General features: G+C 56.6%; 22 protein-coding genes and 1 riboswitch. Of the genes, 8 read left to right on the top strand and 14 right to left on the bottom strand.

The genetic code is table 11. The features are described 5' to 3' along the window. Nucleotides 1–2: 2 nt before the first annotated feature. Nucleotides 3–320, top strand: a complete 318-nt coding sequence (locus ACR0JG_RS05885) for a non-heme iron oxygenase ferredoxin subunit (protein WP_170407016.1) — start codon at nt 3–5, stop codon at nt 318–320. Nucleotides 321–327: 7 nt separating this feature from the next. On the opposite strand, the gene ACR0JG_RS05880 is transcribed toward ACR0JG_RS05885, so the two are convergent. From ACR0JG_RS05880 to ACR0JG_RS05865, 4 genes are read right to left on the bottom strand one after another with little or no spacing between them, the layout of a single operon-like run. Next, on the bottom strand, nt 328–1,209 hold the full coding sequence (locus tag ACR0JG_RS05880) for an amino acid ABC transporter permease (RefSeq protein WP_480568072.1): 882 nt from the start codon (nt 1,207–1,209) through the stop codon (nt 328–330). 53 nt (nt 1,210–1,262) lie between these two features. Beyond that, complete coding sequence (locus ACR0JG_RS05875) at nt 1,263–2,096, bottom strand: transporter substrate-binding domain-containing protein (RefSeq protein ID WP_480568070.1); 834 nt, start codon at nt 2,094–2,096, stop codon at nt 1,263–1,265. A gap of 36 nt (nt 2,097–2,132) precedes the next feature. After that, the gene (locus ACR0JG_RS05870; RefSeq protein WP_170393841.1) at nt 2,133–2,975 is read right to left on the bottom strand and encodes an amino acid ABC transporter permease; all 843 of its coding nucleotides are present in this window, start codon (nt 2,973–2,975) and stop codon (nt 2,133–2,135) included. A gap of 1 nt (nt 2,976) precedes the next feature. Continuing rightward, nucleotides 2,977–3,705 carry an amino acid ABC transporter ATP-binding protein gene (locus ACR0JG_RS05865; RefSeq protein ID WP_170395038.1) on the bottom strand — a complete coding sequence of 243 codons (729 nt, stop codon included), beginning with the start codon at nt 3,703–3,705 and terminating at the stop codon, nt 2,977–2,979. Between the two features lie 287 nt (nt 3,706–3,992). Here ACR0JG_RS05865 and ACR0JG_RS05860 point away from each other — a divergent pair, with 287 nt between their 5' ends. From ACR0JG_RS05860 to ACR0JG_RS05850, 3 genes are read left to right on the top strand one after another with little or no spacing between them, the layout of a single operon-like run. After that, nucleotides 3,993–4,571: a carboxymuconolactone decarboxylase family protein gene (locus ACR0JG_RS05860; protein WP_480568068.1), complete on the top strand. Its 579-nt coding sequence runs from the start codon at nt 3,993–3,995 to the stop codon at nt 4,569–4,571. Nucleotides 4,572–4,582: 11 nt separating this feature from the next. Beyond that, the gene (locus ACR0JG_RS05855) at nt 4,583–5,170 is read left to right on the top strand and encodes a helix-turn-helix transcriptional regulator (protein ID WP_170393837.1); all 588 of its coding nucleotides are present in this window, start codon (nt 4,583–4,585) and stop codon (nt 5,168–5,170) included. 12 nt (nt 5,171–5,182) lie between these two features. Continuing rightward, nucleotides 5,183–6,571 (top strand): MATE family efflux transporter, encoded by a 1,389-nt coding sequence (locus tag ACR0JG_RS05850; RefSeq protein WP_480568066.1) that lies wholly within the window; start codon nt 5,183–5,185, stop codon nt 6,569–6,571. Here ACR0JG_RS05850 and ACR0JG_RS05845 read toward each other — a convergent pair. Genes ACR0JG_RS05845 through ACR0JG_RS05830 form a run of 4 tightly spaced genes read right to left on the bottom strand, consistent with a single transcriptional unit; the run spans nt 6,546 to nt 12,865 of the window. Then, nucleotides 6,546–7,790 (bottom strand): FAD-dependent oxidoreductase, encoded by a 1,245-nt coding sequence (locus ACR0JG_RS05845; protein ID WP_170625708.1) that lies wholly within the window; start codon nt 7,788–7,790, stop codon nt 6,546–6,548. The genes ACR0JG_RS05850 and ACR0JG_RS05845 overlap by 26 nt on opposite strands. An 11-nt stretch (nt 7,791–7,801) precedes the next feature. Next, nucleotides 7,802–8,815, bottom strand: coding sequence for an Ldh family oxidoreductase (locus ACR0JG_RS05840; protein ID WP_170625709.1), 1,014 nt, complete (start codon nt 8,813–8,815; stop codon nt 7,802–7,804). Nucleotides 8,816–8,875: 60 nt separating this feature from the next. After that, nucleotides 8,876–10,396, bottom strand: coding sequence for a trimethylamine methyltransferase family protein (locus tag ACR0JG_RS05835; RefSeq protein WP_170393827.1), 1,521 nt, complete (start codon nt 10,394–10,396; stop codon nt 8,876–8,878). A gap of 15 nt (nt 10,397–10,411) precedes the next feature. After that, on the bottom strand, nt 10,412–12,865 hold the full coding sequence (locus ACR0JG_RS05830; protein WP_480568064.1) for a GcvT family protein: 2,454 nt from the start codon (nt 12,863–12,865) through the stop codon (nt 10,412–10,414). 255 nt (nt 12,866–13,120) lie between these two features. Here ACR0JG_RS05830 and ACR0JG_RS05825 point away from each other — a divergent pair, with 255 nt between their 5' ends. Further along, the gene (locus ACR0JG_RS05825) at nt 13,121–14,014 is read left to right on the top strand and encodes a LysR substrate-binding domain-containing protein (protein ID WP_480568062.1); all 894 of its coding nucleotides are present in this window, start codon (nt 13,121–13,123) and stop codon (nt 14,012–14,014) included. A 54-nt stretch (nt 14,015–14,068) separates the two neighbouring features. On the opposite strand, the gene ACR0JG_RS05820 is transcribed toward ACR0JG_RS05825, so the two are convergent. The 4 genes from ACR0JG_RS05820 to ACR0JG_RS05805 are packed head-to-tail and all read right to left on the bottom strand — an operon-like array spanning nt 14,069 to nt 17,188. Next, entirely contained in the window at nt 14,069–15,082 is a 1,014-nt protein-coding gene (locus ACR0JG_RS05820; RefSeq protein WP_480568060.1) for a FecCD family ABC transporter permease, read from the bottom strand. A gap of 1 nt (nt 15,083) precedes the next feature. After that, nucleotides 15,084–16,031: an ABC transporter substrate-binding protein gene (locus tag ACR0JG_RS05815; RefSeq protein ID WP_480568058.1), complete on the bottom strand. Its 948-nt coding sequence runs from the start codon at nt 16,029–16,031 to the stop codon at nt 15,084–15,086. Nucleotides 16,032–16,049: 18 nt separating this feature from the next. After that, the gene (locus ACR0JG_RS05810; RefSeq protein WP_480568056.1) at nt 16,050–16,835 is read right to left on the bottom strand and encodes an ABC transporter ATP-binding protein; all 786 of its coding nucleotides are present in this window, start codon (nt 16,833–16,835) and stop codon (nt 16,050–16,052) included. After that, nucleotides 16,832–17,188, bottom strand: a complete 357-nt coding sequence (locus ACR0JG_RS05805) for a DUF1636 family protein (RefSeq protein ID WP_480568054.1) — start codon at nt 17,186–17,188, stop codon at nt 16,832–16,834. The genes ACR0JG_RS05810 and ACR0JG_RS05805 overlap by 4 nt, the downstream gene beginning before the upstream one ends. A gap of 102 nt (nt 17,189–17,290) precedes the next feature. Next, nucleotides 17,291–17,499: riboswitch (cobalamin riboswitch) on the bottom strand. Nucleotides 17,500–17,757: 258 nt separating this feature from the next. Between ACR0JG_RS05805 and ACR0JG_RS05800 the strand changes: the two genes are divergently transcribed. Both ACR0JG_RS05800 and ACR0JG_RS05795 read left to right on the top strand, forming a co-directional pair. Then, nucleotides 17,758–18,825, top strand: coding sequence for a catalase family protein (locus ACR0JG_RS05800; RefSeq protein WP_480568052.1), 1,068 nt, complete (start codon nt 17,758–17,760; stop codon nt 18,823–18,825). Between the two features lie 18 nt (nt 18,826–18,843). Beyond that, nucleotides 18,844–20,505, top strand: coding sequence for a peroxidase family protein (locus tag ACR0JG_RS05795; RefSeq protein ID WP_480568050.1), 1,662 nt, complete (start codon nt 18,844–18,846; stop codon nt 20,503–20,505). On the opposite strand, the gene ACR0JG_RS05790 is transcribed toward ACR0JG_RS05795, so the two are convergent. After that, on the bottom strand, nt 20,502–23,504 hold the full coding sequence (locus tag ACR0JG_RS05790; RefSeq protein ID WP_480568048.1) for an ATP-binding protein: 3,003 nt from the start codon (nt 23,502–23,504) through the stop codon (nt 20,502–20,504). The genes ACR0JG_RS05795 and ACR0JG_RS05790 overlap by 4 nt on opposite strands. Nucleotides 23,505–24,085: 581 nt before the next feature. Here ACR0JG_RS05790 and ACR0JG_RS05785 point away from each other — a divergent pair. Beyond that, complete coding sequence (locus tag ACR0JG_RS05785) at nt 24,086–25,402, top strand: UDP-glucose dehydrogenase family protein (RefSeq protein ID WP_480568046.1); 1,317 nt, start codon at nt 24,086–24,088, stop codon at nt 25,400–25,402. A 30-nt stretch (nt 25,403–25,432) separates the two neighbouring features. On the opposite strand, the gene ACR0JG_RS05780 is transcribed toward ACR0JG_RS05785, so the two are convergent. Continuing rightward, on the bottom strand, nt 25,433–26,365 hold the full coding sequence (locus ACR0JG_RS05780; protein ID WP_480568044.1) for a hypothetical protein: 933 nt from the start codon (nt 26,363–26,365) through the stop codon (nt 25,433–25,435). Nucleotides 26,366–26,369 lie beyond the last annotated feature (4 nt).

Below are 26,369 nucleotides of genomic sequence, written 5' to 3'. Positions count from 1 at the left end.
AGATGGTGGCAGACAAATCTTGGCGCGATGTGATCGAGGCATCGAAGCTGGAAGAAAACTGGGTCACGCGGGTTCAGATCGGGCCGAGATTGATTGCAGTTTATGATACACCCAGCGGTGTCTATGCCTCGCTGGCATTGTGCAACCATGGTGGGGCTGATCTGTGTGACGGCTATTTTGATGGGCATGTTATCGAATGCCCATTGCACCAGGGCGCGTTCGATGTGCGTGATGGCAAGCCCGTTTCAGCGCCTGCGACCCGAGCAATGCGGGTCTTTGAGACACGGATTCAGGATGGAATGGTTCAGGTCCGAATGTGACCTGAACCTAGCGCTTGTCAGATCGTTTCTCTAGCCGCGCAAAGATGCGGCTGAGGCCGAAGCAGACGACAAAATAGAATGCAGCCGTTGTGATCCATGCCTCAAAAATCATCCGGGACGAAGCGACCAACTCGACGGTCTTGTAGGTCAGTTCCTGAACCGAGATCAGCGACAGGATTGAGCTGTCCTTGATCAATGAGATGAACTGGTTCGCTAACGGTGGCACAACCTTTTTCATCGCCTGCGGGAGAACGACATAGCGCAATTCCTGTATGCGGCTCATACCGATCGAGCGTGCAGCTTCGCGCTGACCTTTCGGGATCGACTGGATACCTGCTCGGACAATTTCGCCGACAAATGCGCTTTCAAACAGCGCCAGAACGATGACACCTGAGACAAGCGACGGAAAGCGCCGCATCTCACCAAAGAAAAATGTCCAGATCTGGTTGTCTTCCTGCCGCGCAATTCCACGCGCCCAGCGTTCAAGGTTTAGTGCGTCGATCAGTTGCTGCGAAAGGAAGAAAAAGAAAATAAAGACAACAACAACCGGTGGCACATTACGCAGAAATTCAAGATAAGTGCGTGCCAGCATGCGTATGGTCAGGTTCGCGGAACAGCGCGCGATCCCCAGAATTGTACCCAGAATGAGCGCCAAAATGCCGGAATAGATGCTGATACGAACCGTCGCCACCAAGCCTTGCAGCAATAGATTGGCAAAATACTCTTCTCGCCCAGTATGCCAGCCGACGATGTAGCCGGGGATCAATTCCCACCGCCATTTATAGTTCAGCGTGCCTTCGATCGACAGCCAGATATATCCGAAGAAGGCGATCAATACCGCCACGATCAGATAATCTGGCCATCTGAGTTTTCTAAGAAATTCAGGCACCTGGGCGCTCCGCTTCAGGCCCGAGGGCGGCTGACCCGCCCCCGGCTAATTGGTTATTGGGCAACCTGGTCTGCCCACTCTTCAGTTGCGAACCAATAGTTGTGACGCTCTTCCAACCAACCCGACCGCCAGTTCTGAGCGATCCAATTGTTGAAAAAATTCATGGCGTCCGGATCGCCCTTGCGTACTCCGAACGCTTCGCCACGCGGATCATAGAGGTTATCGAACGGAACGGTCAGAGTTTCCGGATGACGACCGGCCTCGCGGTTCGGCGTAGGTTGAGCCGCCATCGAAGCATGCGCGTTTCCGTTTAGCACTTCTTGCGTTGATGCACCGTCTTCATCAAACAACAGCAGCGTCGCGTTGGGGAAGTTTTCCGCGATCACTGTAGCTGGTGTCGCCCCGCGACGAGCGGCAAAGGTGACCTCAGGTTTATTGTAATCTTCCAAAGACATACCATCGGTCAACTGTTTGTTAGCCATAATAGCCAGGCCCGAATACGCGTAAGGATCGGTGAAATTAATCGTCAAGTTTCGCTGCGCAGTCACCGACATGCCCGAGATGATCACGTCGAAATTGCCGGATACGAGCGCCGGGATGATGCCATCCCAGGCGGTCGGTACAAACTCGACCTCTACACCCATGTCCTCGGCCAGCTTGCGACCGACATCCAGTTCGAACCCGATCAGATCACCATTCTTGTCGCGCATCGACCACGGCACGAACAGCGAAAGACCAATCCGGATTACCCCATCCTGTTTGATCGTTTCAATCACACTTTCGCGGGACAGTTCCTGAGTCGCACTTTGCGCCCAGCCTGAGGTCGCCATGCCTGTTGCCACGACCGCGCCCAGGGCCGCCCCGAGCATTCTGCGAGATAGCTTCATCTTGGTTCTCCTTGTTGTCCGGTTAAGTTCTTGTGGTTATTGGTCGACGGCATATTTCTTCTCCAGATAGCTAACGCCAATCGACAGAATCAGGGTCACCACCAGATAGACCAGCGCGATGGTGAACCAGATTTCAAAACTCATGTACGTGTCGGATATAATGTTGCGCCCGAAGGTGGTGAGTTCGGCCACTGCAATGACGCTGACAATAGCCGAGGATTTGATCAGGTGGACGACCTCGCCCGTCATGGGCGGTAGCATAAAGCGAACAGATTGCGGCAGAATTATATATCTGTAGGTCTGATAGGGGGTCATACCGATAGACTTGGCCGCCTCCCACTGACCAGATGGGATGGCGTTGATACCCGCCCGTAGGATTTCTGAAATCAAGGCTGAATGAAACACCGCCAAAGTCAGGATGCTGGCGGTATATCGATCAAATCCAAAGATAGGACCCAGGACATAATAGAACAGGTAAAGCAGAACCAGCAGCGGGATATTGCGGATCAGTTCAAGGTAGGCAACCGCGACAGCAGTGCCAACTACCAAGCCGGACAAGCGCAGTAACGCCACTAGCAACCCGATAGCTGTGGCCAGCAGAAACGAGGTAACTGACAGCTTGATCGTGGCAACCAGTCCGATGGGGATTTCGCCCCACTCGAACCCAATCTCGGTGTTGCGGTACAGGAATTGGGGCACGCGATACCACTGCCAGTTATAGCCCATACCCTGCGCGCCAACATATGACCCGTAGGCGATCAACCCGACAATAACCGCATAGATCACGACGGACACTAACACCGAACCAAAGAACCGCTTGTATAGTGGTGGCTTCGGCAGCGCTTGCCCGCGTCCCTGTGATATGCCCAGATCGGTCACGTTAGTGTTCCAATATCTGGTTCAGGAATAGACGGCAGCGCTCGCTTGACGGGTTGGTGAAGAACTGATCGGGCGGCGAGATTTCAACGATCTGCCCCGACTCCATAAAGACCATCGTGTCGGCGACCTTGCGCGCAAACCCCATCTCATGCGTGACAACCACCATGGTCATGCCCGTATCGGCCAGTTCAACCATCACATCCAGCACCTCATTGATCATTTCGGGATCAAGCGCGGATGTCGGTTCATCAAACAGCATGATCCGTGTTTCCATGCATAAGGACCGCGCGATCGCGACGCGCTGTTGCTGCCCCCCCGACAATTGCGCCGGGTACTTGTCGGCCTGCTCGGGGATGTGAACGCGATCAAGATAGTTGCGCGCGGTTTCCTCGGCCTGCGCCTTGGATAGCTTGCGCACCTTCATCGGTCCGATCATCAGGTTTTCAAGCACAGTCAGGTGCGGAAACAGGTTGAACTGCTGGAAGACCATGCCGACTTCCTGTCGCAGTTCACGGATTTCCTTGGCACCTTCATAGACTTCGATCCCATCGATCACGAGACGCCCGGAATTATGCCACTCTAACCCGTTGAAACAGCGGATCAGCGTGGATTTTCCCGATCCGGACGGGCCGCAGATTACCACCTTCTCGCCCTGATGAACGGTCAGATCGATGTTCTTGAGCGCATGGAAAGTCCCATAGAACTTATCCAGATTGGTCACTTCGATCATGGGGGAGAGCTGTGTCATGCCGAACCTGTCAAGATGCGGATCAGCTGGCGTCGCTGATCTATGACGCTGTGGTGGTGCGATCGCAACATGAGGTCATGCACGCATGGGCACGAGGTCATTCGAGGGGATTCAGGCAGTGTGGAGAGATCTGGCAAAGCTTCAGAATCCTCAAATTCGTTGCGCGCTGTTCAATATGGTTGCTTAATGTGCAATATTCGTCAATAAAAAACTCAGCCGAACGGCACACGCCGCGAAAATAGAAACAGAAAACACGAGAGGAAACGTGAATGTCCGCCTGGATTCGGATGATATCTGACGAAGATGCCGACGAGCACCTGAGAGCGACTCTGGATCTGGCGCGCACACCACACGGGACCGTGGACAACGTGATGCGTGTGCATTCGCTGCGTCCCAACACCATGAAAGGTCACGTCATTTTGTATCGCGCGTGCCTGCATGATGAAGCCAATTCCATACCCATGTGGTTTCAGGAAGTCATCAGCTCTTACGTATCGACGTTGAACACCTGCCCCTATTCTTATGCCAACCACTGGGCAAACGCCCGACATCTGATCGGTGACGACGCACGCGCCGACGCAATCGAGGCCGCGTTAAAGGCCCATCGTCCGCAAGACGCATTTGAGGGTGCGCATCTGGCCGCGCTGATCTATGCGCAAAAGCTGACCCTGTCGCCGGGTGCAATGGAGGAATCCGAAGTTCGCGCATTGAAAGATGCCGGCTGGGAAGACGGAGAGATTCTCGAGATCAACCAGATCGTCGGATATTTCAATTATGCCAACCGATTGCTGAATGGTCTGGGTGTCACAACGGAAGGGGACGTGGTGGGCTACTACGCCGAGGATTGACGGATTGAATCATGCACGATGACACGCCGGGAAGACAGATTGATCGCGCTATTGGTGCCTCGCTCAGGGAGCTGCGCCAAAGCCGCAAGCAATCCGCCCGTCGGTTGGCAGAACAGTCTGGTATCTCAGCTGCTATGGTCAGCCGTATCGAAAACGGGTTGGTCTCTCCGTCAATCGATACGCTGGCTGCACTTGCCGAAGCGTTAGAGGTACCAATCGTATCGCTATTTCGCGAAGCGCGGACAGACCACACCGACTATACGCTGGTTCGCCATGGCGAAGGGCTAAAGTCTACGCGACTGGCGGGCGGCCATTCGCACGAATACGTCAACCTTGCGCTGCATTCCCGGAAGGACCTGCGCTTTCAGGCCCGTCGTGTCACGTTGTTGCGCGACGAGGGGCAGCCACCCACTTATGTCGGCCATGGCGTCGTGTTTGTTCAGGTTCTCGAAGGGCAGGCCATCTATCGGTATGGCGAGGCCCGATTTACTCTTTCAGCAGGAGACAGCATCAGCGTCGATGCGGAGCTGAATCACGGCTTCGAAGAAGTCCTAACGCCAGAGTTCGTATTCCTGACCGTTCAGGCCGAACGTCCGTAGTGGCCAGTTGATATGGCCATCCCAACTGAAATTGATCTGACGCGCGGGCCAATCTCGACCCATTTCCGAACCCTGGCGATCCCGGGCGCAATCGGGATGTTGTTCAACACTCTCTACAACGTTGTCGACATGTTCTTCGCCGGCCTTCTCTCGACCAGCGCACAGGCTGGATTGGCATTAGGGTTTCAGGCTTTTTTCATTGCCATTTCGGTCGGGGTCGGGTTGGGTGCCGCGATGAGCGCGCTGGTCGGCAACGCGTTAGGCGCTGGAGACACTCGCGCAGCGCGGCGTTTTGCAGCACAGGGAATGATCTATGGTTTCATTGCAGCCTGTGTCCTGGCGGCGGCGGGTCTCTGGTACGGCCCTGCGCTGATAAATCTGGTTTCGGAACCGGGACCTTATCGCGATGCAGGTTTACGTTATTTCCACTGGCTCCTATTGGCCTTGCCCGGATTTCTACTGGCCTTCGGTTGCAATGGCATTCTTCAGGCACATGGTGACGCGGTATCGATGCAACGCGCCCTCATGGTGGCGTTTTTTGCCAATATCGGTCTGAACCCCCTCTTGATCTACGGCATTCCGGGCATGATCCCGGGCATCGGATTTGATGGCCTCGCTGTATCGACGGTGATCAGCCAGACCGGTGTGATGGTGTTTCTGATCCGTCAGGTCCTCAGGCGCCGCAGGATGAGGCGCATGCGCCCCCGAAACTTCATTCCGCGTCTACAGAAGTTCAAGGAGATCTCGGTTCAGGTACTTCCCACAGCGACATCTTTCTTCGTGATGCTGCTGTCAGGTTTCGTCATGCAGTTCGCCCTGAAGATCTTTGGAGAGCACGCAATCGCTGGCTTTGGCATTGCCATTCGGCTTGAGCAGATTTTGCTTTTGCCGGTGCTGGGGGTCACGGGGGCACTGCTGCCCATCGCGTCCCAGAATTTCGGTGCCCGCGACTACGAAAGGGTACGCGAGGCACTGTTTTATTGCTGGAAAGTCGGGTTCATCATGACCGCCATCGCAGCCCCCATATTGTGGATTTTTGGCCGCCTTATGATGGGCTTTTTCACCGACGATCCCGAAGTGATCCGCGTCGGACTTAGCTATCTACGTGTCGATAGTCTGATCCTCCCGATCTACATGATGCTGTTTTCCATCAACTCGCTATTGCAAGCCTTGAAGCGACCGATCTGGACCGTGTGGATCAGCCTATATCGTCAAGGATTTGGCGTCGCCTTTTTTGTCTGGATTTTCGTCGGCCTGCTCGGCTTTAACGAAATTGGTGTCTGGTTCGGCACCGCAGGTGCCGTGGTGACTGGCTGGATGATCGCGTTGCTGATGACGTCCCATGTGGCTCAAAAAGAGCTGGGCGAGCTTTGGCTCAGGACGAGAACCGATCTGGACTGAAGGCTTCTATATCGATGTCCGGTGATCTGCCAGCAATTACATCTGCGATTATACGCGCCGTCGTCGCGCCTAGTGTCAGGCCAAGCTGTCCGTGACCCGTCGCAAAGGCGACGTTAGCCAGTCGCCTGCTGCGGCCAATGATCGGACGTGTGTCCGGTGTAAACGGGCGGCGACCCATCCGGCGTTCCGCATTATCGGTCTTCAAACCCGGTAATACGCGGAATGCACGCCTGACCAGCACATCGGCTCGGTTCCAATTCGGCTGCGCGTTCAGGTCGGCAAATTCTGCGGTACCGGCCACTGCCAGCGCCTGCTGATACGGTGTAATGCCAAACCCGCCTTTGGCATAAAACACCGTATGGCGGAGCTCGACCCCGCTATCTTTCAACGCAGTCGAATATCCGATCACCCCTTCCATCCTCAGTTGAACGCCCAGCGTCTTGGCCAAGATTCTAGACGGCGTTCCCGCAGCGATGACGAAATCATCTGCGCTGATCGATCGCCCATCGCTCAGCTTCACGCTTTTCACATGTTGTCCGTCCTGCGTAAAACCGATTGCTCTTCCTGCGACGACTGCCCCGCCGCGGCTGCTAAAACTCTGCGTCAGCGTTTCAACCAATACCTTAGGGTCCGTCACAAAACTCCAGTCTCTAAGCAAAGCTGCATGTTTGAAATCAGATGCTATTGCAGGATCGATTTCATGCGCTTCCTGACCTGTAACTTGATCAATCGTGCAGCCCAACTCACGCGCCAACTCAAAAGCTGGGCGCATGGTCGCAAGGTCATTGTCGTCGTCAAACAACTTGATTACCGGCCGTTCGACCAAAACCTCAGGATGGCCTACATCTAAAAGCTGAGCCTTGAAATCCGCTGTTGCAGCAAACGTAAGTCTTGCCAGATCGGAGGCGATTGCGCGCATTTTCGAGCGACGCGCATTGGCCGTAAACCGTGCAAACCACGGCAGCAATTTCACCGCTGAGGCCGGTCGCAGTGTCAACGGGGCCTCGGCATCCAGCAACCAGCCCGGCACTTTCATCAGCATCCCCGGCTGCGACAACGGCACGATCTCACCGACTGCGATACACCCGCAGGAAGCCCAACTCGCGCCCTCACCAACCGGACCCGGTTCTACGACGGTGACCTCGTGGCCCTGCGACTGCAATGTCAGCGCACAGGATATTCCGACGATGCCGCCGCCAATTACAACCACCCGTGCCATTACTGGGACCCCTACAGAAGTTCGCGAAGTTGTTTCATCAAGTCCGCCGTGACGCGAACACCATCCGCTTCGGCCGCAGCACGGTTCTTCAAGCGGCCATCTCCGGGAACGCGAGCATCCCCGTTACCTTCAATCTCAGCGCAGATGCGTTGGACATAGCCTTCAAATGCGGCATTCCCGAAACGCGCCGGATCAATCGCGATCAACGTTGAGCCGCCCTTGATATTCAAGGCACCGTGCGCTTCGCGGTTGGCATTGTCCACGGACAATGTTCCACCGGCCAGTGCCGCGCCAAGAACTTCGATCAGGAAGGCGATCGCCGCGCCTTTGTGCTCGCCAAACGGCAACAGACTGCGGGTCTCCAAAATCGCGTTGGGATCGCTGGTTGGCTGACCGTTCGGGTCAAGCCCCGCAGGGCGCGGCAATTCGTGCCCTTCAGCCGCGGCCATCCGGATGTCCATCAGCGCAACCATTGACGAGGCCTGATCCCAAACAACCGGCGCACGACCCGGTCGCGGGCAAGCAAAGGACATCGGATTGGTGCCAAAAACAGGGCGGGTGCCGCCTTGCGGCACCACCATCGAGAGCGAGTTCACAACACCTAGCGCGACCAGCCCAGCGTCCGCCAGCGGACCTGTATCGAAACGTAGTGCCCCCAGATGGTGGCAATTGGCACAAGTAAACGCGGCAATACCATTCGCGCGCGCCATTTCAATAAGCTCGTCTCGCGCTTTGGCGGCCACGATCTGGTAATAGCCATTGTCACCATCTCCGCGCAGAACCCCCGGTGCGATCCGTTCGACACTCGGGTCGGCCTCGGGGTTGGCATATCCCGAAGAAAAGCTCTGCGCATAAACAGGTAACATCCTTAACCCATGGCTACGCGGGCCGTCGCGCTCGCTCATCCGCACAAGCCCGGCCAGAACCGTGCTGCCATGTTCATCCATGCCTGCAGCCACAAGGACAGATTTTGCCAATTCCTCTACTTCGTCGAGTGAGAGAGCGATCGTCGAGTTATCGGCCATGTGCCTAATCCTGTCGTTGGTTGAGGAAACGGGCACATAAGTGCCCGCTTGCAGATCTGTTTAGGCGCTGTATTCCACCCGCTTCTTAGCGACGAACTCATCCAACGCCCCGCGCTGATCGTCCGGCATTGGTGGCTGGACGTAGGTGTTCAGCATACGCTGCGCCTCTTCCGTGCCAACGGTTTCTGCGGTTTTAGCACCTTCTGCTTCCCACTGTTCAAAACTGTCATTGTTTTGCAAGTGGTTCATATGCATTGGGTTTTCGCGCGTGTGGTCAGTACCAAGGAAGTGCCCACCCGGTCCGATTTTGTCAATGTCGCCCAGCAACGTGTCCAGATTTTCCTCTTGCAGGCCGCTGAAGAAACGGTGGAAGTTTTCCAACTGCAACGCGTCCTGCACCCATTTTGAGTAGCTGACCCCAAGCGCGCCTTCAAGGAAGCCTGCTGAGTGTACGATGTAGTTTGCGCCACCCAGCAGCACCGGCCACATGGTGTTTGCGGTGTCGAACGCAGCCTGCATATCCGGGGATTTCGATCCGGTCCACATGGTACAGGTCCGCCATGGCACACCATAAAACCGAGCCATCTGACCCACCAGAAGGTTCATCAGCCCGGGTTCCGGAGAGCCCATCATCGGTGCACCTGTCTTCATCGAAACGCCCATGATTGCCACCCCCAGCACCATCGGGGCTCCGCGCCGGATGATCTGGCTGTAGGCCATACCGGCCAGAGATTCTGCAATCAGCAGCGCGACACCACCCTGCGGGCTTGCAGGTGTGCTCGCCCCGGCAAGAACAAAGGGCGACAGCAGGCAGGGCTGGTTGGCGGCGGCATAGACGCGTAGGCTCTGCAACATGGTCTCATCCCAGACCAACGGTGTGTTGCAGTTCAGCAGGGCTGCCATCACCACATTGTTGTCAACAAACTCCTCACCAAACACGATGCGAGTCATCTCTACCGAGTCCAACGCTGCCTGTTCGGATAGAACTGAACCCTTGATCGGTTTGTCGGTCAGCGTCAGCGCGGCATGAACCAGCTCCAAGTGGCGTTGCGGCACGGGGACATCCTGCGGCTCAACCGGCAAAATACCCGGCACCATCATCGACTGACTCATCTGACTGAGTTTGAAGAAGTTATGCGCATCCTCCAGCATCGAAGGGCGGCGCACACCATCCAGACCATAGACAAACGGCGCACCATACGCATTGGCAAAGACCGAATGCCGATTGCCCACCCGCAGCGAGCGTTCCGGGTTGCGCGCGGCATAGCCCCATTCCGAGGGAACGGCCGAGATCAGGTCCATCAGCATCTCGCGTCCGATGCGCACCCGCTCACCCTGCACATCCGCACCGTACTTCTTCCAATCCGCTAATGCCACCGGATCGCGGAACTCAATCCCTGTGGTTTCAAGTATAGTCATGGCCGCGTTGTGGATTTTCTCAACGCCTTCGGGACCAAGCAGATCAATCGGGCCAACTTTGCGGTTCAGCGTCGACAAGTAGACTGGGGGCGGGTTGGTGCGAGCCTTGACCCGCGCGGCACGTCCACCGCCACGGCCCGAGCGTGCTTTGACTTCTGCCATCTCAAATCCTCCGGATCAGGCGCGCGCGCGGGCGCTGGTGGGATCAACGGCGCAGGTATCGATCACTTCGGCCTCGCGCATTTCATTGTGGATGAGCACCTGCATTTTGGTGCCGGGTGCCGTCATCTCGTGTGGAACCAGCGCCATCGCAATGTCGTGGTTGCAGTAATACGAGAACCCGCCCGAAGTGACGCGTCCGATCAGCTTGCCATCGGCATAGACGCCTTCGTCAAACATCACCGAGGTGTCGCAGAATGGCAGTTTCAGTGTGACCAGTGTGTTGTATCCACCCTGCTCCTGCTGCTGTTGCAACGCGGCTTTGCCGATGAAATCACGTTCGGCCACCTGCCCGCCGATCTTCTCGGTCATTGCAACGAAACGGCCCAAATCGGCCTCATATGGGGTCAGGTCCTTGCAGATTTCGCGGTTGATTGCGCGATAGGATTTCTCAAGCCGCATCGACTCCAACGCTTCAAGCCCGAAAGGTTTCACACCCGATTTCAGCAGCAAATCAACGAGGTGGCGATTGTACCCGACCGGGTGGTGCAGTTCCCATCCCAACTCACCGGTGTAGGAGACGCGCAACAAGTGCACACCTTTGGCATAGCCCACCTCGCCCATCTGTGCCGACAGCCATGGGAATGCTTCGTTCGACAAATCATTATCGGTCAATGGTTGCAGGATGTCCCGTGCCTTGGGTCCAGCCAGTGCGATCACGCCCAGCTGTTCTGAGATATCCTCGATCACCACCGAGCCATCACCTGGCAGCACGCGCTGTAACTGATCCCAATTGTAGGCTCGCCAGTTCGGCGTCGATATCAGGTAGAAATCGTCGTCGGCATAGCGCACGATTGTGTACTCCGCATCCATGCCGCCCTTATCGTTCAACATCAGCGACAAGGTCATGCGGCCCACCTTGGGCAGCTTGTTGGCCATCAGGCTATCCAGCCATTTGGCTGCACCCGGTCCACGCACTGTGAACTTGGTCATCGGCGACATTTCGATGAAGCCAGCCTCTTCACGGGTGGTGCGCACCTCTTCCTGAACACGCTCCATATGGTTGGTGCGGCGGAAACTGTGTTCGGGGATCGCCTCTTCGGGCGATTTGGCAAACCAGCGAGGAAATTCGTAGCCGTTAAAGCTGGTCCAAACCGCGCCCTGAGCAGTCAAAAGATCATATGACCCCATGGTCTTCATCGGGCGCGCATCCGGGAAGTCCTCACCCGGAACATGCGCATCCATATGGGTGCCCCATGTCTCGCGCACCTTATCCATGGTCCAACGTTTTGAGGCGTAGTCCGAGAATCGACGCGGGTCGAGCTCCGACATATCCATGCCCGGATCGCCATCGACGATCCATTTGGCCAAACGGTTACCAACGGTGCCGCCCCAGAGGATGCCACCAGGCATGCCTTCGGCCAGCCAAAGGTTCTCATGCCCCGGTGCGGGTCCGGCCAGAGGCAGCTCGTCCGGGGTCATCTGGAACGGGCCACGGGTGTTGGCCTTGATCCCAACTTCACCCAAGGTCGGCACACGTTCGATGGCGCGTTCCCATTGGGTTTCCACGGCATCAAAATCCTCGGGCAACAGATCGGCCCCGAACTCGGGCGGGACACGATCCTCGGCGAATAGTTTGAGGTCTTTGGTGAATTCATACGGCCCGAACTGGATCCCGCCCACATCTTCGCGCAGATAAGCGCCGTAGTCCTCATCCCGCAGGATTGGGAATTCGGGCAAGCCTTGCGCCCGGCGCTCTTTCAACAGCGGCACCGTCTCGGTCGTCCAATACTGGTGAACGATCGGGATACATGGCAGGTCCAGCCCCACGCGGCGCGCGTTTTCGCGGGCGTAGTTGCCGGTGGCAAAGATCAGATGCTCGCAGGTGATCTCACCCTGATTGGTGGTCACTTTCCAGTGGCCATCGTCCAGCTTCTCATAAGCCTGCGCTTCGGTGTTCTGGTATACCTTGGCGCCGGCATCCCGCGCGAGCTTGGCCAATGCCATGGTAATGTCGGCGGGATTCACATAGCCGTCTTCAGTGTGCAGGATACCACCCCGAATATCTGGACTTTGGTTCAGCAAGGGATGAACCTCGGCAATCTCCTCCGGCGTCAGCAGTTGGCAGGGCACGCCCGCAGCTTCGGCAATCGAGATATAGGACTGGAACTCATCCCAGCGCTTTTCGGTATTGGCGACCCGCAGCTGTCCTACCTTACGCAGTCCGACCGAACTGCCCATCTTCTCTTCCACCTCGGTGTAGATGCGGATGGTTTCCATCGTCATCTTCGACACGTTGTGCGACCGCACAAAGGTCACTAGCAAACCAGCCGCATGCCACGTCGAACCCGAGGTCAGTGTGGTGCGTTCAAGCATAACGGCATCAGAGCATCCATGTTCGGTCAGCCCATATAGAATTGACGCCCCGACGCACCCACCTCCGACAACCACGACTTTTGCATGTGACTGCATTCTGCAACTCCTTCAAATTGTGCACGACCAACCGGGGATCGCATTGCATGAGGAAAGATCGATATGATGTCCAAGGGGCTTGAGGACCCTTGGCACATCCCTTGATCATGTCTCAAACGGTTGTGGCGAATTTTCATATTGAACTGCTGGCGGGCAATTGCAAAAAGATTCACTTTGAATAAGATCAGCTAAGCCTAATCTTTGGATAGTGCTTATATAATATTGGATGTACAAACCATCACAGGTCAAATCACCTTGCTCAATAGGCCCTACGATCTTCCACCTGTAAGTTCGCTTATCAGCTTTGAGGCTGCTGCGCGGCATGTAAGCTTCAAGACCGCTGCAGAAGAGCTGAACGTCACGCCGGCCGCAATCAGCCATCAGGTCAAAGCGCTGGAAAACGAGCTGCAATGCGCGCTGTTTCTGCGCCATCATCGCGGCGTGGAACTTACTGAAAGCGGTGCTTATCTTCTTGTTGCCCTTCAACGTGGTCTGGAAGGCATCAGCGAAGCACTTGGGCAGTTGCGGCGTCAATATGACAGAAAAGGTGTGACGATCCGCTCAACCACGGCTGTCAGTTCACTTTGGCTCACCCCGCGCCTTGCGCAATTCTGGAAGCAATACGGACATGTTTCCGTGACGCAGGTCGTGACTGACCTCGGCATCGACACGTCAAAATGCGACCTAAGTATCCATTACGGCGATTCCAGTCGCGAAACGGGCATCTTCAAGACACTATTTCACGACAAGATCATGGCGCTTTGCAGCCCAAGGTTTGCGCAACAAAATCCCATCGAACGCGTTGAAGATATTGCCAGGGTCCCCCTCATTCATCTCGACGCTCCGGATACCGGCTGGACCGACTGGCGTGCCTGGACCCAGAAACTCGGCTATGAAGGCCCGCTGAATTCCGCGCATCGGGTCAACAATTACACGATCGCGCTTCAGGCCGCTCAGGACGATATGGGCGCAGTGCTGGGATGGGAGGGACTGACCTCGGAGCTGACCGCATCCGGAAAACTGGTCAGACTGTTGCCGCAAACCATCTCATCGCAACTGGATTTCTACGTGAAACTACACAACACCTCATCCGACCGAGCCAAGCTTGTGTTCAAGTGGCTCGGCCAAGCGGTTGACGGAAAGGTTTAAACTCGGCTCAGACCTGATCAGGACGAAATATCTTGGGAGCGAAGATCGAGGGCCTTACCGTTGATTTCTCGCTGTCCTGAATAAAAGCAAGAACACAAACACCGATCCGATTGAAGTTGTGACGATCCCCACCGGCAATTCCTGCGGAGCCAGCAGAAGCCTGCTGAGAATGTCAGAGCCGGTCAACAAGGCAGCACCAACCATAGCGGCGGTAGGTAGAAGGTTTTTGTGCAGGGGACCTGCGATCCCGCGTGCAATATGCGGCACCATCAGACCGACAAAACCAATCACACCGGCTACGGAAACAAACACGGCCGTTGCCAAAGCTGCGGTGAAAAACATGCTGAACCGCAGACCCCGAACCGGCACACCCAGAGTAGCGGCAGTCAAATCCCCGGTCAGCAGCGCATCCAACCAGCGGCTGCGATAAAGCGAATAGCTCAGGATCAGCAGCAGACCGATGCACACCAGCGGGAACGTCTCCCAACGGGCCAGGCCCAGCCCCCCCAGCATCCAGAAGATGACAGAATGGGCGGCGCGGCTATCACCGGCGAAGATCAGATAGTTGGTGATGGCCGAAAACAAAAACGACACAGCCAGACCCGCAAGGATCAGCTTCTCCGGTGCGCTGGTGCGAAGCCCATGAACCAGCGCCAGCACGATGACCGACGCCACAAGACCGCCGCAAAAGGCAGCCAGAGGCAGAGTCCAGAAACCCAGAATATCTCCGGTCACTGTAATTACAAACACCGCCCCCGCTGCCGCGCCCGAGGACAGGCCGAACAGAAATGGATCGGCAAGGTCATTACGTGTGGTCGTTTGCAGCACCACGCCAACGATGCCCAGCCCGGCACCGATCACGGCTGCAAACAACGCGCGGGGCAATCGCAGGTCGAATACGATCCTATGCAGCGGCGACATCTCTCCGTCCTGCAACCCGGTACCGCGCAATATCGCGGTGAAGGTGCCGGACAAAGGAATCGAGGTTGTGCCGTAGATCGTGGAAATCAGCAAAAGGGCGGTCAGAACGACCGCCCCCAGCAACAACGTCAGGCCCAATCGGCCCATATCAGCTCTGACCCGGATGCATCGCGCGCGCCATCTTCGAGATCGCTTCGATATTTGCCGGTCCCGGCGTTAGCTCTTCGTAGCGCAATCCGATCCAGCGTTCGTTCTTGACGGCATCAGTCTGCGACATGACGGGATGTTCCTGCAGGAACTTGAAGGTGTCCTCGGCGCCATTGCCGGTCTGATAATCCAACAAAACCAGTAATTCCGGGTTCGATGCGGCAACGGCTTCCCACGAGGTGCGGCCCCAGCTCGTGTCCATGTCATGAGTGACGTTTTCACCACCGGCGGCTGTGATCATCGCATCGGGAATCGCGAATTTACCGGCGGTAAACGGAGCATCTGCAGGACCATCCAGAAGAAAGACGCGGGGCTTGGGCAGTTCAGCAGTCTTGGCTTCGATCGCTGCCAGCTGCTCTTTCCAGCCCGAGACCAGAGCCTCGGCCTTGTCTTCGACTTGCATCACCTTGCCCAAGCGCAACACATCGCCAAACAGAAGATCCATGCTGGCTTCGGGGCGATCCTTGTCCAGATGGACACAGCTTTCCGTTAGAACCAAGGTCTTGATTCCGAACGGTTCCAATGTATCTGGGGTCACATCACCACCCGGCTTCATGCCATAGTACCAACCTGCAAAGAACAGGTCGGGTTCAACCGCCACCAGGTTTTCGACGGTCGGATATTTCGGCGCAAGCTCGGGGATGTCGCCGCGCAGGGCATCAAAATCAGGGCTGGTCTTGTACCAGCCGGTGATGCCGGTCAGGCCGACGATCTTGTCCTGCAGACCCAATGCAAAGGCCATATCGGTCATGTTCATGTCATGCACAACCAGGCGCTTGGGCGCGGTATCAAAAACCAGCGGTTCGCCGCAGTTGTCTACGGTGACTTCTTGCGCAGCAGCACCGCTTGCCATGGCGGTGGCCAACGCCACGGGCCAGATGTATTTCATCTCAGTGTGTTCCTTCGACTAAGTTGAGACTGTGGTTCTTCGAATATCAAGCGCCGGGATCACGCGGCCTTCGTGGAGAAAGCAGAGGAAATCAACGCCAAAAGTTTCGCGGACTCTTTCGGGTGTCAGCACCTTGTCCACCGACCCAAACTCGATCATGAGGGTCGATTTCATCAGCGCCACGTGTGTGGCGAATTCGGGGATCATGACCAGATCGTGTACGATCATGACCACGGTGATCCCAAGCTCGGCGACCAAAGACAGCATCCGCCCTTTTGCATCAGGATCCAGATGGTTGGTCGGTTCGTCCAGAAACAGCAACGAAGGGTTCTGCGCCAAAGCACGTGCGATATGGGCACGCTGACGTTCGCCTCCAGACAGTTGGGCCATGCGCTTGTCCGCGAGATTGGCGAGACCGGTCAGGTCTAAAATCCGGTCCAGCTCTTGCGCGTGGCCTTCGGCAGAGCGGTCCGCACGGATGGGTATTTGCCCCAGCGCAACATAATCGCGTAACGCCAAGCGTCCATCGGGCAGTTCCTGCTGACCTACCACTGCAATCATGCGCGCACGCGCTTTGGCCGTGAGCTTTTTTAGACTGCGTCCTTTGATCCGAACATCACCAAGTGCCAGCGGCTCAGCGCCGCACAACAGATTGAGAAGCGTCGTTTTCCCCGCCCCGTTCGGGCCGGCGATGGCTAGAATGGAACCCTCGTACAACTCGAACGAGACGCCCTGCAACAGGACATCTCCGTTAAGGGCATAATACTCAAGGTTTTCGGCAATCAGAAAGGGTGGCAACGTCATTGCGATGCCCCGTGTTCGATCCGCGGCATGCGCGAGAGGGTTTTATTGAACAACGCCTGCGGGCGATCAGTGGCATTTGTCCAGCCATCCGGGCTTTCACGATACTGCGCTGCAAACTCAGCCAGCGCCTGCACCTCATCCGCGGTCTGAATGCCACCAAAAAGGTATTGCGCCTTTCCTACGGCCTGGAACCCAACCGTTCTGGGACTATCGCAGCCTGCCATGCAAGACGACGCGCGGATCGCAAAACTGCGAGGTAATTTCCCAGTCAACGCATCGCAAATTTCATCAAGGGGCAGCCCTTCAGTGCAGCTTTCGCAGACTAGAATGAAATGATCAGGCGTATCTGGCATGGTCCACTCCACTTGTTTCCAAGCGCATGCGGAAGCTGCCGACAATGTAAACACGCGATTGACGCGCCATCAAAGCCTCCTTCCAGGACGCCCCGCCCCGGGTTGGTTAAACATCTGATGGCAGGTCTCCTGACTTGCGGGTCCGCGCTCGGCCAACCTTCCCGATCCTGTGGACCAGTGGCTGTTTGGCCTTGCTCACCGCTTACAGTTGCGGGGGCAGTTACGGAATTGGCACCATTTTGGCAAACCTCACCGTATTCCCTTTTCATCCCGCGGCAACGCCACCGGGAACCATCAATCGACTGAGTGCCCGAGAACACCGGACACGTCAATGATAAAGTCGAAGGCGCTCAACTCTGGTCGAGGATCGAGCGCGGGCAACCACGTGTCCGTAGCACCAACCGAATGGGTTGGGCTGCGCGCCGAATTTGTCTGGCCACGGCTGTCCATAGTTGGTGTGTTTGGAAATTAGACAATCTGAGGTAAGCTGAACAAATTTAGAGGTTTAGCTTTGTCAGCACCTTACCCCTGTTTGATCATTGCCTGGGTTTATCCAAGGAGACGGTTCTTTGACGCATGTTTCGCAAAACGCATTGCCGCCGGATATTGTTGATGATGTCATTGACCACAATCTCGAGGCCGTTGCACGGTGGAAAGGCCATCGCTTAAGGGCTCAGCATGGGCGCAGTCACGGGTGCGTGGCTGCAACATTCACCGTCAGAAACGATCTACCAGAACAGTTCCGTCACGGCCTGTTTGAACAGCCCGCTGCCTATTCAGCCGCACTTCGCTTTTCCAACGGCGCGCATCTGGATGACCGGAAATCGGATGCCCACGGGATGGCGATCAAGCTTTTTGACGTGCCAGGCCCCAAGCTGATCGACGCCGAGGCACTTGCGCATCTGGGGACCACACAACTCAGCGACGAGTTCGATTTCGTATTGGTCGATCAGGATGTGTTTCCCAGCTACGTCCCCGATGAATATGAGCGATTGGGCAGGCTTGTCGCCACATTACAAGCGGTCCAGCACGCGATCAAAGGGCGACGAAAATGGAGCCTTAGGTTGATCACCAAAGGGCTGCGCGCAGGATTTCGCGCCCTCCTAACTCGTGAAGGCAAGCGTCAGTTTCGCGTCGCGAGTGATTTTGCCTCGAACTATATGCACTCGCCTTTTGAGGTCCATTTCTGGTCGACAACACCGTATCGGCTGGGCCCCGATCTAACAGTCCGATACCTGGCCCGCAGCGCTAAACCAAAAATTCCGGCACATCCGGTAGACGACCCAGATGGGATCGGGCAGTGTTTGCGGCAAGACGTGGCCGATGGAGATAATCACTTCGAGCTGTGTGTGATTGAGCCCCCGCGCCCGGCCGACGAATTCGATGTGCTAGACAATCGCATCCGGTGGGCATGCGATCCGCAACCAGATGCACCTCTTGATCCGTACCATCATACCGTCACGCCCGTGGCGGATATCACGATTCCCAAAGGTGCAGAATTTGATCCGCAGACTGGCGACGCGATGAGCTTCTCGCCCTGGCGTGTCACGGCAGATCACGAACCTTTAGGACCGATTAATGCGATCCGGCTCAGAACCTATCTGAGCCTGGCCCGCGCCCGGTTCCCGAACCGATGACCAAACGGAGATGTATTGATGCTGGACGTTGATGATCTGATCAAACTCGGATTCAAGATCTCCCCACCCGTTACGAGTTATTTGGCCGCGATCAGGCTTGCAAACGCCGCGAAGATCCACCGACCGCGGCCCTATACAATGGGCGCAGACTACACGACATGGCCCGGCGTGTTTTCCCATCGCTGGATCGGTCGGCATACGACGCCAGAGGACCTCTCACCCGTCCTGCCGTCGGAAAGCGAAGTTGCTGATCTCTTTCGCCGACGGACACAAATGGATGGCAGCCCGCTTACCTTGATGTGCCCGCAAGGATCGACACTATTGTTTATCTCGGCCGCACAATGGTTTACCGACAGTTTCCTTCGCACCTTTGGGGCGAAAGGACCGGTTGATCAGACGGATTCGAACCACGAGGTCGATCTGTGCCAAATCTACGGGCTGAACGATTTTCAGACCGACATGCTGCGCGAACGCGATCCCGATACCAATGAACTAACCCACCGGCTGGCCTTTCGTCTGGATACACAGGGCGAGATGTGGGCTCCGAAGCTGTTTCAAAAAAACCAATCCGGTGGTGTTAAGCTAGCACCCCCTTTTGATGGCAGTCTCGCCACTGGCGAGAATCGCGGAAAGCCGTTGCACGATCCCTGCAAGCTGTGGAATGCGGTGAAACGGGCGCATCCGGGTCTCAGCGATCACGCAATCGACCAGCTACTGCTCGATTTTCATGCAACTGGGCTCGATAATGGCAATGGTACGATAGGCTATATCGCGATCAATACACTGATGTTGCGTGCCCATAACACCTTTGCCGATCTGTTGTGGCGCGAAAAGCGCGGCATTTCGGGCTGGGATAAAGAGCGTGTGTTCCAGACTACACGCTGCACCTTGATCGCATTGCTGATCAAGCTTGTGCTTGAGGACTACATCGCCCACATCGCCAATATGCCATTCAAACTGCCCGTTGGCGTAAATCGCTGGCAACCCTGGCATCACTCCAACCAGATCGCGATTGAGTTCAATTTGCTCTACCGCTGGCATTCGATGATCCCCGAGCGATTCATAATCGACGGCGCACAGGTTGGCCCAGAAGGCTTCAGGTTCAATCCACGACTGGTCGAACAAACGGGCTTGGCGGAAATGATCCGATCTTTGTCGCGCCAACCTGCGGCCCGCATGTCGCTGCGCAACACGCCCGATTTCCTGTTCCAAAGGCCTGCGCCCGGTGCTCCTGCCCCTGTCGAAGCTACAATTGCCCTGACGCGTAAGGCCCGTCTTCCGTCGCTGAACACTTATCGTCATCATTTCTGCCGCAAACCGCATTCAAGCTTTACTGAGATGGTTGGTGATCAGCCGTTTGCGGACGAATTGATTGCCGACCTGAGCCGGCTCTATTGCGACGTCAATAGGGTCGAGTTGTTCCCTGGTCTCTTTGCGGAACAGCACAAGGGCGATGTGATCATGGGCGATCTGATGACATCGATGGTGGCGTATGACGCGATCACGCAGCTTATGAACAACCCGATGGTGTCCAAAAACTTGTACTCAGCTGAGACTTTTTCAGAGAAAGGTTTTCAGTTGTTGAAGAAAACTTCGTCATTCTCGCAGGTGGCGCGTTTTGTTGGCTTGGACCTGCAACCCGAAGACTGCACTTTAGGTCGACGTCCCGGCGGGACCTAAGACGCGACCGCGCGCTCTTCCAGCTCAGTAATCCGCGCGGCAACTTCCGTATCGGCTGGCCGGATGCAGGCAAGATCACTCAGCGCGCGCAATTCATACAGCGCCGCGCCCTGATTATTTGCCACGGCTATAGCTTCACGCAAAGCCGCCTCAGCCGCGTCGAACGGACCACCTTGTTCCAGTAGAAGGGCTGCCTTGATCCGGTGGATTTCAGCCTCATAGTTCCGCTCGTCAGTGTTTTCTGCACATGTCAGACCAGCCTCCACCGCATCCAACCCTTTCTGAATCTCACCCAGAGCAAGATAGCCCCGTGCGAGCTCGGCGTTGACGAGCACGCCAGCCGCCTCGGCACCCGTTGCGTGCATCCTTCCCCAAGCGGCCTGCAGCATGGCCACGCCCTCTGTGGCCTCGCCGGTTCTGATGGCAGCCCCGGCAAGATGGGCCGTCGCAACAGCTTGGTAATAAGGGCCGCCCTTGTCCTGAACAGCCGCGCTCAGCGCCTTGGCCATACGCGCATAATCCGGGTGGTCCATCTGCATGTGGATTTCGGTCAACCAGTGCATTGCATTTGCAATGATCAAGGGCTGGCCCGACGCCATCGCGGCGTCAACTGCCCGCTTGGCTTTGGCGAGTGCCACTTCAGTTTTGCCCTGAAAGCTGTCGACCAGCGCGCTCATACTCTCGATTTGTATCACGGCTGCAATATCGGGGCTGTTTCCAGCTTCGGCGCGATGCGCATCCGCATGAGACGCCGCTTGTTCCAGAGCTGCTGCCGCATCCTGAAACCGACCGCGCGGGGACAGCGCGGCCCCACAGATGTAGTTTCCGACCATTCGGGTGTGGTGATCGTCATACGCATCGATGATCGCTTGCCCCCATTGCTCGGCGTTCTGGTAATCACCTTTGACCATTGCAGCGGTAAACAGACCCCTGCCCGCGCGCACAAGAGTACGCCTGTCGCCCAGCTTTTCAGCCAGTTCAAAACTGCGCCCAAAGGCATCGATTGCGGGCTTGGCACCATAACCGACATGCACGCGTTCGGCAGCGGCCAGAAGGAATTGCAGGTTCAATTCAGCTTCATCGCGTTGGTCTGCTGGCAACTCGTCCAACAGCCGCAATCCGTTTCGGGCATGCTGAGCCCCTTCGCGATTTGCGTGGCGCCTCAGGTTCAGCCGCGCGGCCTCCGACCAGGCGGCCACCGCCTTCGTTGTTTCACCGGCCAGTTCCCAGTGCCGCGCTATTTGTTCAGGCTGTCGGGCGGCTTCCGGTTGGGCGGCAAGGGCTTCTGCCGTGCGTCGATGCAAATGAATGCGACGGTCCCGCACAAGGCTTTGATATGCCGCCTCGCGCACCAATTCATGGCGGAACCGCCAGATCATTTCTGCGTCGTCATTCGCGCCGGGCAGATGTTGCAAAATACCCGTGGCGGCGAGCCCGAAGATAGCGTCTTCGGACTCGTCTTCAGTCAGTTCACTGATCTGAGCCAGCAAAGGTGCCCCAAAGGCACCACCAATAACAGCGGCCTCGATCGCGGCGCGTCGGAGTTCTCCGACCTCGTCCACCTGTTGCGCCAGGAGGTCATGCAACGTGGCGGGAATGTTGTCCACGATACGTTCAGGCGACGCAGCGATGGCGGCAGAGCACTCCTTGATGAAAAGGGGCACGCCATTGCCCCGCGCCAAAATCTGCGCCGTGGTGCGGTCGTCAAGGCGCTCACCCGAGGCCGCCTTGGCCAGTTCTGACGATGTCGCATCATCGAGCGGTGGAAGCGACAATTGCTCAAGAGACGGTATGCTCTCTTTGATCGCTGATGGCGCCGGCATCCGCGAAACCATCAACATCAGGACGGGAAGTGATGTCAGATGCTCGGCCACGTCGCGCAGCACCGAAAGGGTCGATGGGTCGACCCATTGCATATCCTCAACCACGACAAGCACCGGCCCCTCTCGGCTGAGTTTTTGGTAGACGCGGATGAATATGTCACTCAGTTGCGCGCGCAGTTCGTCCTCACTGGTCGTCCCGCTGTCGCCAGGGCCCGGGGCAAGAATGAAATACAGCGTGCGAAGTTGCGCGTCGTCCAGAATATCGCTCAGATGTTCTGACAACCGGTTGCGACGCGCGGCAATATCGTCCTGATTGCGGGTGCCGCACCACCGTTCGACCTGTGATATGAAGGGAAAGAACGGTGTGCTGACATGGAACGGGCTGCAGTGATAGGTCACCCATGCCTGCGGCCCGACCGACGAACGCAGATCACGGATCAGGTGCGATTTGCCAATCCCTGCCTCACCCAATATGTGAATCACCCGCCCTCTTCCGGCTTCCACATCTTTCCACGCGCGGCGGAGTTGTCCGCGTTCGGCTTTGCGGCCAAGCAACGGGGTGCGGTTATGGCGGCGTGCTTGATCCTTGCCTTCACCGGTCAATCGATAAACTGGAACAGGCCGGTCGAACCCCGCGAGGTTCTGAACGCCTTGCGGCTCGAACTCCATTTGCTCGGCCCCAAGCGCCCGTGTTGCCGCAGAAACCATTGTTCCACCGGGGATCGCCAACGACTGAAGACGTGCCGCAAGATTTAGCGTCGATCCAAAAATCGCGTCGGGCTGAATATTGGTCCCAAGCGCGATGTCCCCGACAAGAACTACGCCGGATGCGATCCCAATCCGACACCTGAGATTGAGCGGACCCGCCATTGCAGGCAGATCAGTATGGATGCGCAGCGCAGCGCGTAGAGCGCGCTCGGCATTATTTTCAGACGCAGCAGGCCAACCAAAGGCGACGAGGATACCGTCGCCCACGATCTGCAGCACCCTGCCCCCGAACTCATCGGCAATTTGTTCGACCAGTTTATGATAACGTAATGTCGTGGACAGCAAATCTTCGGGCTCAAGCATTTGAGCCAATACCGTGGACTCGACAAGATCCACCATCATGACAGTCAGATGGCGGTGCTCCATCGCGCCAAGATCAGTTTCCGGGCCGGTGGGGTGCAGCACCATCAGCGCGCTCCGCGACCGGCGCTCATGCGGCGTGGAGATTTAAGGCCAACGCCTTCTCCGGAACCCAAAAACGAGAACATGCCCCCCATCGCGAAGCCTTAAAATAATTAACAGATTGCACGCGCCGCCGCTCGACACCACGAAAACTGATTGTGAGACTATATGAAGCTTCGCATTCTGGCTATGCCCAACGCCTGCTGAAGCGAAGAAGTGCCTGATATTACGTTTAGGATTGAGAATGCGCGCCTGCGGTCGAACGAATGTCATCGTCGGAAATCCGATCTGGCAACGAATCTTGATCGTAACACGCCCTTCTTCGCCGAGACCAGATAGCCAGTTCAACGCAAGCCACGAACAGCACTTGAACAATTCACCACAACAAGCATATTCGGTCGCCAAGAAACAGTCTGATGATTTTGCCCTATCGCCCGCAACACCTCAGAAGTGCCGAGCTGTTGTTGAAAGCAAGCCGGCAATGCCTAAGCGGTTGTAACTATCGAGCCCTAAAAGCTCTCAATTCAGCGGTTGAAAGAGACCATGAAATACGCCACTGGCTAAACCTAAAAGAAGGAATTCGATAAATGCGCATTGCGATGATTGGCACGGGATATGTCGGTTTGGTGTCCGGGGTTTGCTTCTCGGACTTTGGCCATGACGTGATTTGCGTCGATAAATCCGATCGCAAGATCAAGATGCTTCAGGATGGAGAGGTACCGATCTACGAGCCGGGTCTTGATGTGCTTTTGGCCAAGAACGTGGCTGCTGGCCGCCTGACCTTTACCACCGACCTGACCGCTGCGGTCGACAGCGCGGACGCGGTGTTCATCGCGGTTGGCACACCTACGAGACGCGGGGACGGACATGCTGATCTGACTTATGTGATGGCCGCCGCCGAAGAAATCGCTCATGCCATCACCGGCTATACGGTTGTCGTAACCAAATCGACTGTCCCGGTCGGCACCAACCGCAAGGTTCATGAAGTTGTCTCGGGTGCAAATCCGAAGGCGGAATTCGACGTCGCATCGAACCCCGAATTCCTGCGCGAGGGCGCTGCAATTGATGATTTTATGCGCCCGGATCGTGTTGTTGTAGGGGTCGAAAGCGAACGAGCGGCGGATGTCATGGCCGAGATTTACCGCCCGCTTTATCTGCGTGACTTTCCGATCCTGACCACTGATCTAGAAAGCGCCGAGATGATCAAATACGCGGCGAACGCATTCCTGGCGACCAAAATCACGTTCATCAATGAAATCGCCGGTCTTTGCGAGCGGGCAGGCGGCGATGTCAAAGAGGTGGCGCGCGGTATTGGTCTGGATGGGCGGATCGGCAACAAGTTTCTGCACGCAGGCCCTGGCTATGGCGGCTCGTGTTTCCCGAAAGACACCGCTGCACTTGCCCGGATCGGACAGGATTTTGCCCACCCGATGCAGATCACCGAAACCGTCATTCGTGTAAACGATGAGGTCAAGAAGCGGATGATCGAGAAGATCCGGGATGCCTGCAATGACAGCTTCAATGGCAAGACCGTGGCGGTTCTGGGTGTGACTTTCAAGCCCAACACCGATGACATGCGCGACGCACCTTCCCTGACCATCGTTCCCGCCCTTATCGGCGGCGGTGCCCAGGTCCGCGTTGTCGATCCGCAAGGCCGTGCCGAAGGCGAAGCCCTACTACCCGGCGTCGAGTGGATGGATGACCCCTACGCCGCGGCCAAAGATGCGGACGTTGTTGTCTTGCTGACAGAATGGAACGAGTTCCGCGCCCTGAACCTGAGCGAGCTGGCAGAGACTATGAGATCCCCCCGCATGGTCGACTTGCGTAATATCTACTCGTCCACGATGGTTCTCGGATCGGGATTTGAGACCTATGTCGGCGTCGGGGTTGGGGATCAGCGTTAGGGCTGGCACCGCCAATGCCTCTGGCCCAAATCAGCTGGTTGTGGCAGCCGTCTGATACAGTCGGCGCATGATCAGCGGCGTCAGATACATCGGTATCTGATAGGCCCCGATGAACACCATGATCGGCGCGGTCACTTCAGGTGGCAGTGCCACGAAGAATATCGCGATGTTCCGGTTTCCGGCGATCAGAGACACCGCCGTAGCCTCGGCACCGGGCATTCGAGTTCGTGTGAATTGGAATGAGACAACCTGAGCCCCAAAGTTGATCAGACAGGCAAACGCGATCCAGAACAGCGCGACACGCGGGTCCACCAGTGCGGTTGCGCTCAATGATGGCATCAGGCCAACAACGAAAACGGACAGAGTAATCGTTGCCGCACCTTCCACGTTCAAAAGCGTAGACTTTGAAGGTTGGCGCAGCACCGTGCGGCGCAATATGACAGCCGCGAGAATCGCTATTGTGATGGTAATAAAGAGCCGAAGCGCGGTCATCAGGACCGCCCTGAGATCACCCAGTTCCGGCATCAGCCAAAAGATCGGCAACGCGGTCAGCGGCAAAACAGCCGTTCCAACCACGACCAGTCGCATCGCCGGTTCCGCAGAATAGCCCATCATCAGACACATATTGGGGCTGCCGGATATTGATGGCGCTGCAGCCATGACAAGCAATGCCAAAAAAACTGGCGAACCGGTCCATCCGCAGGCAATTCCAATCCCAACGACAGACAACGGCAAAACCAATTGAAAGGCGGCAATCGTTCCCGCAACTTTTCGCAGGTCAACCAGCGAACCCACAATGGCCCCCGGCTGCATTCGCAGCAGCGTCAAAAACAGCAGGAGCATGACCAAGGGCGGTAAGAGAGGCCGCATCGGTGCGGCCAGCCCCGGCAGCAGAAGGCCTGCGGCAAGGCCCGATACTAACACATATGGGCCGTGACGCGCTGCGAGGTGAAGAGGGTTCAACGGA

It is taken from the genome of Ruegeria sp. AD5, assembly GCF_056542345.1.
This window is presented reverse-complemented; position numbering and strand designations above follow the sequence as displayed.

Coding starts and splice junctions, on each gene's coding strand:
- ACR0JG_RS05885 (WP_170407016.1), top strand. CDS start 3: ATGGTGGCAGACAAATCTTGGCGCGATGTGATCGAGGCATCGAAGCTG.
- ACR0JG_RS05875 (WP_480568070.1), bottom strand. CDS start 2,096: ATGAAGCTATCTCGCAGAATGCTCGGGGCGGCCCTGGGCGCGGTCGTG.
- ACR0JG_RS05865 (WP_170395038.1), bottom strand. CDS start 3,705: ATGATCGAAGTGACCAATCTGGATAAGTTCTATGGGACTTTCCATGCG.
- ACR0JG_RS05860 (WP_480568068.1), top strand. CDS start 3,993: ATGTCCGCCTGGATTCGGATGATATCTGACGAAGATGCCGACGAGCAC.
- ACR0JG_RS05855 (WP_170393837.1), top strand. CDS start 4,583: ATGCACGATGACACGCCGGGAAGACAGATTGATCGCGCTATTGGTGCC.
- ACR0JG_RS05850 (WP_480568066.1), top strand. CDS start 5,183: ATGGCCATCCCAACTGAAATTGATCTGACGCGCGGGCCAATCTCGACC.
- ACR0JG_RS05845 (WP_170625708.1), bottom strand. CDS start 7,790: ATGGCACGGGTGGTTGTAATTGGCGGCGGCATCGTCGGAATATCCTGT.
- ACR0JG_RS05840 (WP_170625709.1), bottom strand. CDS start 8,815: ATGGCCGATAACTCGACGATCGCTCTCTCACTCGACGAAGTAGAGGAA.
- ACR0JG_RS05835 (WP_170393827.1), bottom strand. CDS start 10,396: ATGGCAGAAGTCAAAGCACGCTCGGGCCGTGGCGGTGGACGTGCCGCG.
- ACR0JG_RS05830 (WP_480568064.1), bottom strand. CDS start 12,865: ATGCAGTCACATGCAAAAGTCGTGGTTGTCGGAGGTGGGTGCGTCGGG.
- ACR0JG_RS05820 (WP_480568060.1), bottom strand. CDS start 15,082: ATGGGCCGATTGGGCCTGACGTTGTTGCTGGGGGCGGTCGTTCTGACC.
- ACR0JG_RS05815 (WP_480568058.1), bottom strand. CDS start 16,031: ATGAAATACATCTGGCCCGTGGCGTTGGCCACCGCCATGGCAAGCGGT.
- ACR0JG_RS05810 (WP_480568056.1), bottom strand. CDS start 16,835: ATGACGTTGCCACCCTTTCTGATTGCCGAAAACCTTGAGTATTATGCC.
- ACR0JG_RS05805 (WP_480568054.1), bottom strand. CDS start 17,188: ATGCCAGATACGCCTGATCATTTCATTCTAGTCTGCGAAAGCTGCACT.
- ACR0JG_RS05795 (WP_480568050.1), top strand. CDS start 18,844: ATGCTGGACGTTGATGATCTGATCAAACTCGGATTCAAGATCTCCCCA.
- ACR0JG_RS05790 (WP_480568048.1), bottom strand. CDS start 23,504: ATGGTGCTGCACCCCACCGGCCCGGAAACTGATCTTGGCGCGATGGAG.
- ACR0JG_RS05785 (WP_480568046.1), top strand. CDS start 24,086: ATGCGCATTGCGATGATTGGCACGGGATATGTCGGTTTGGTGTCCGGG.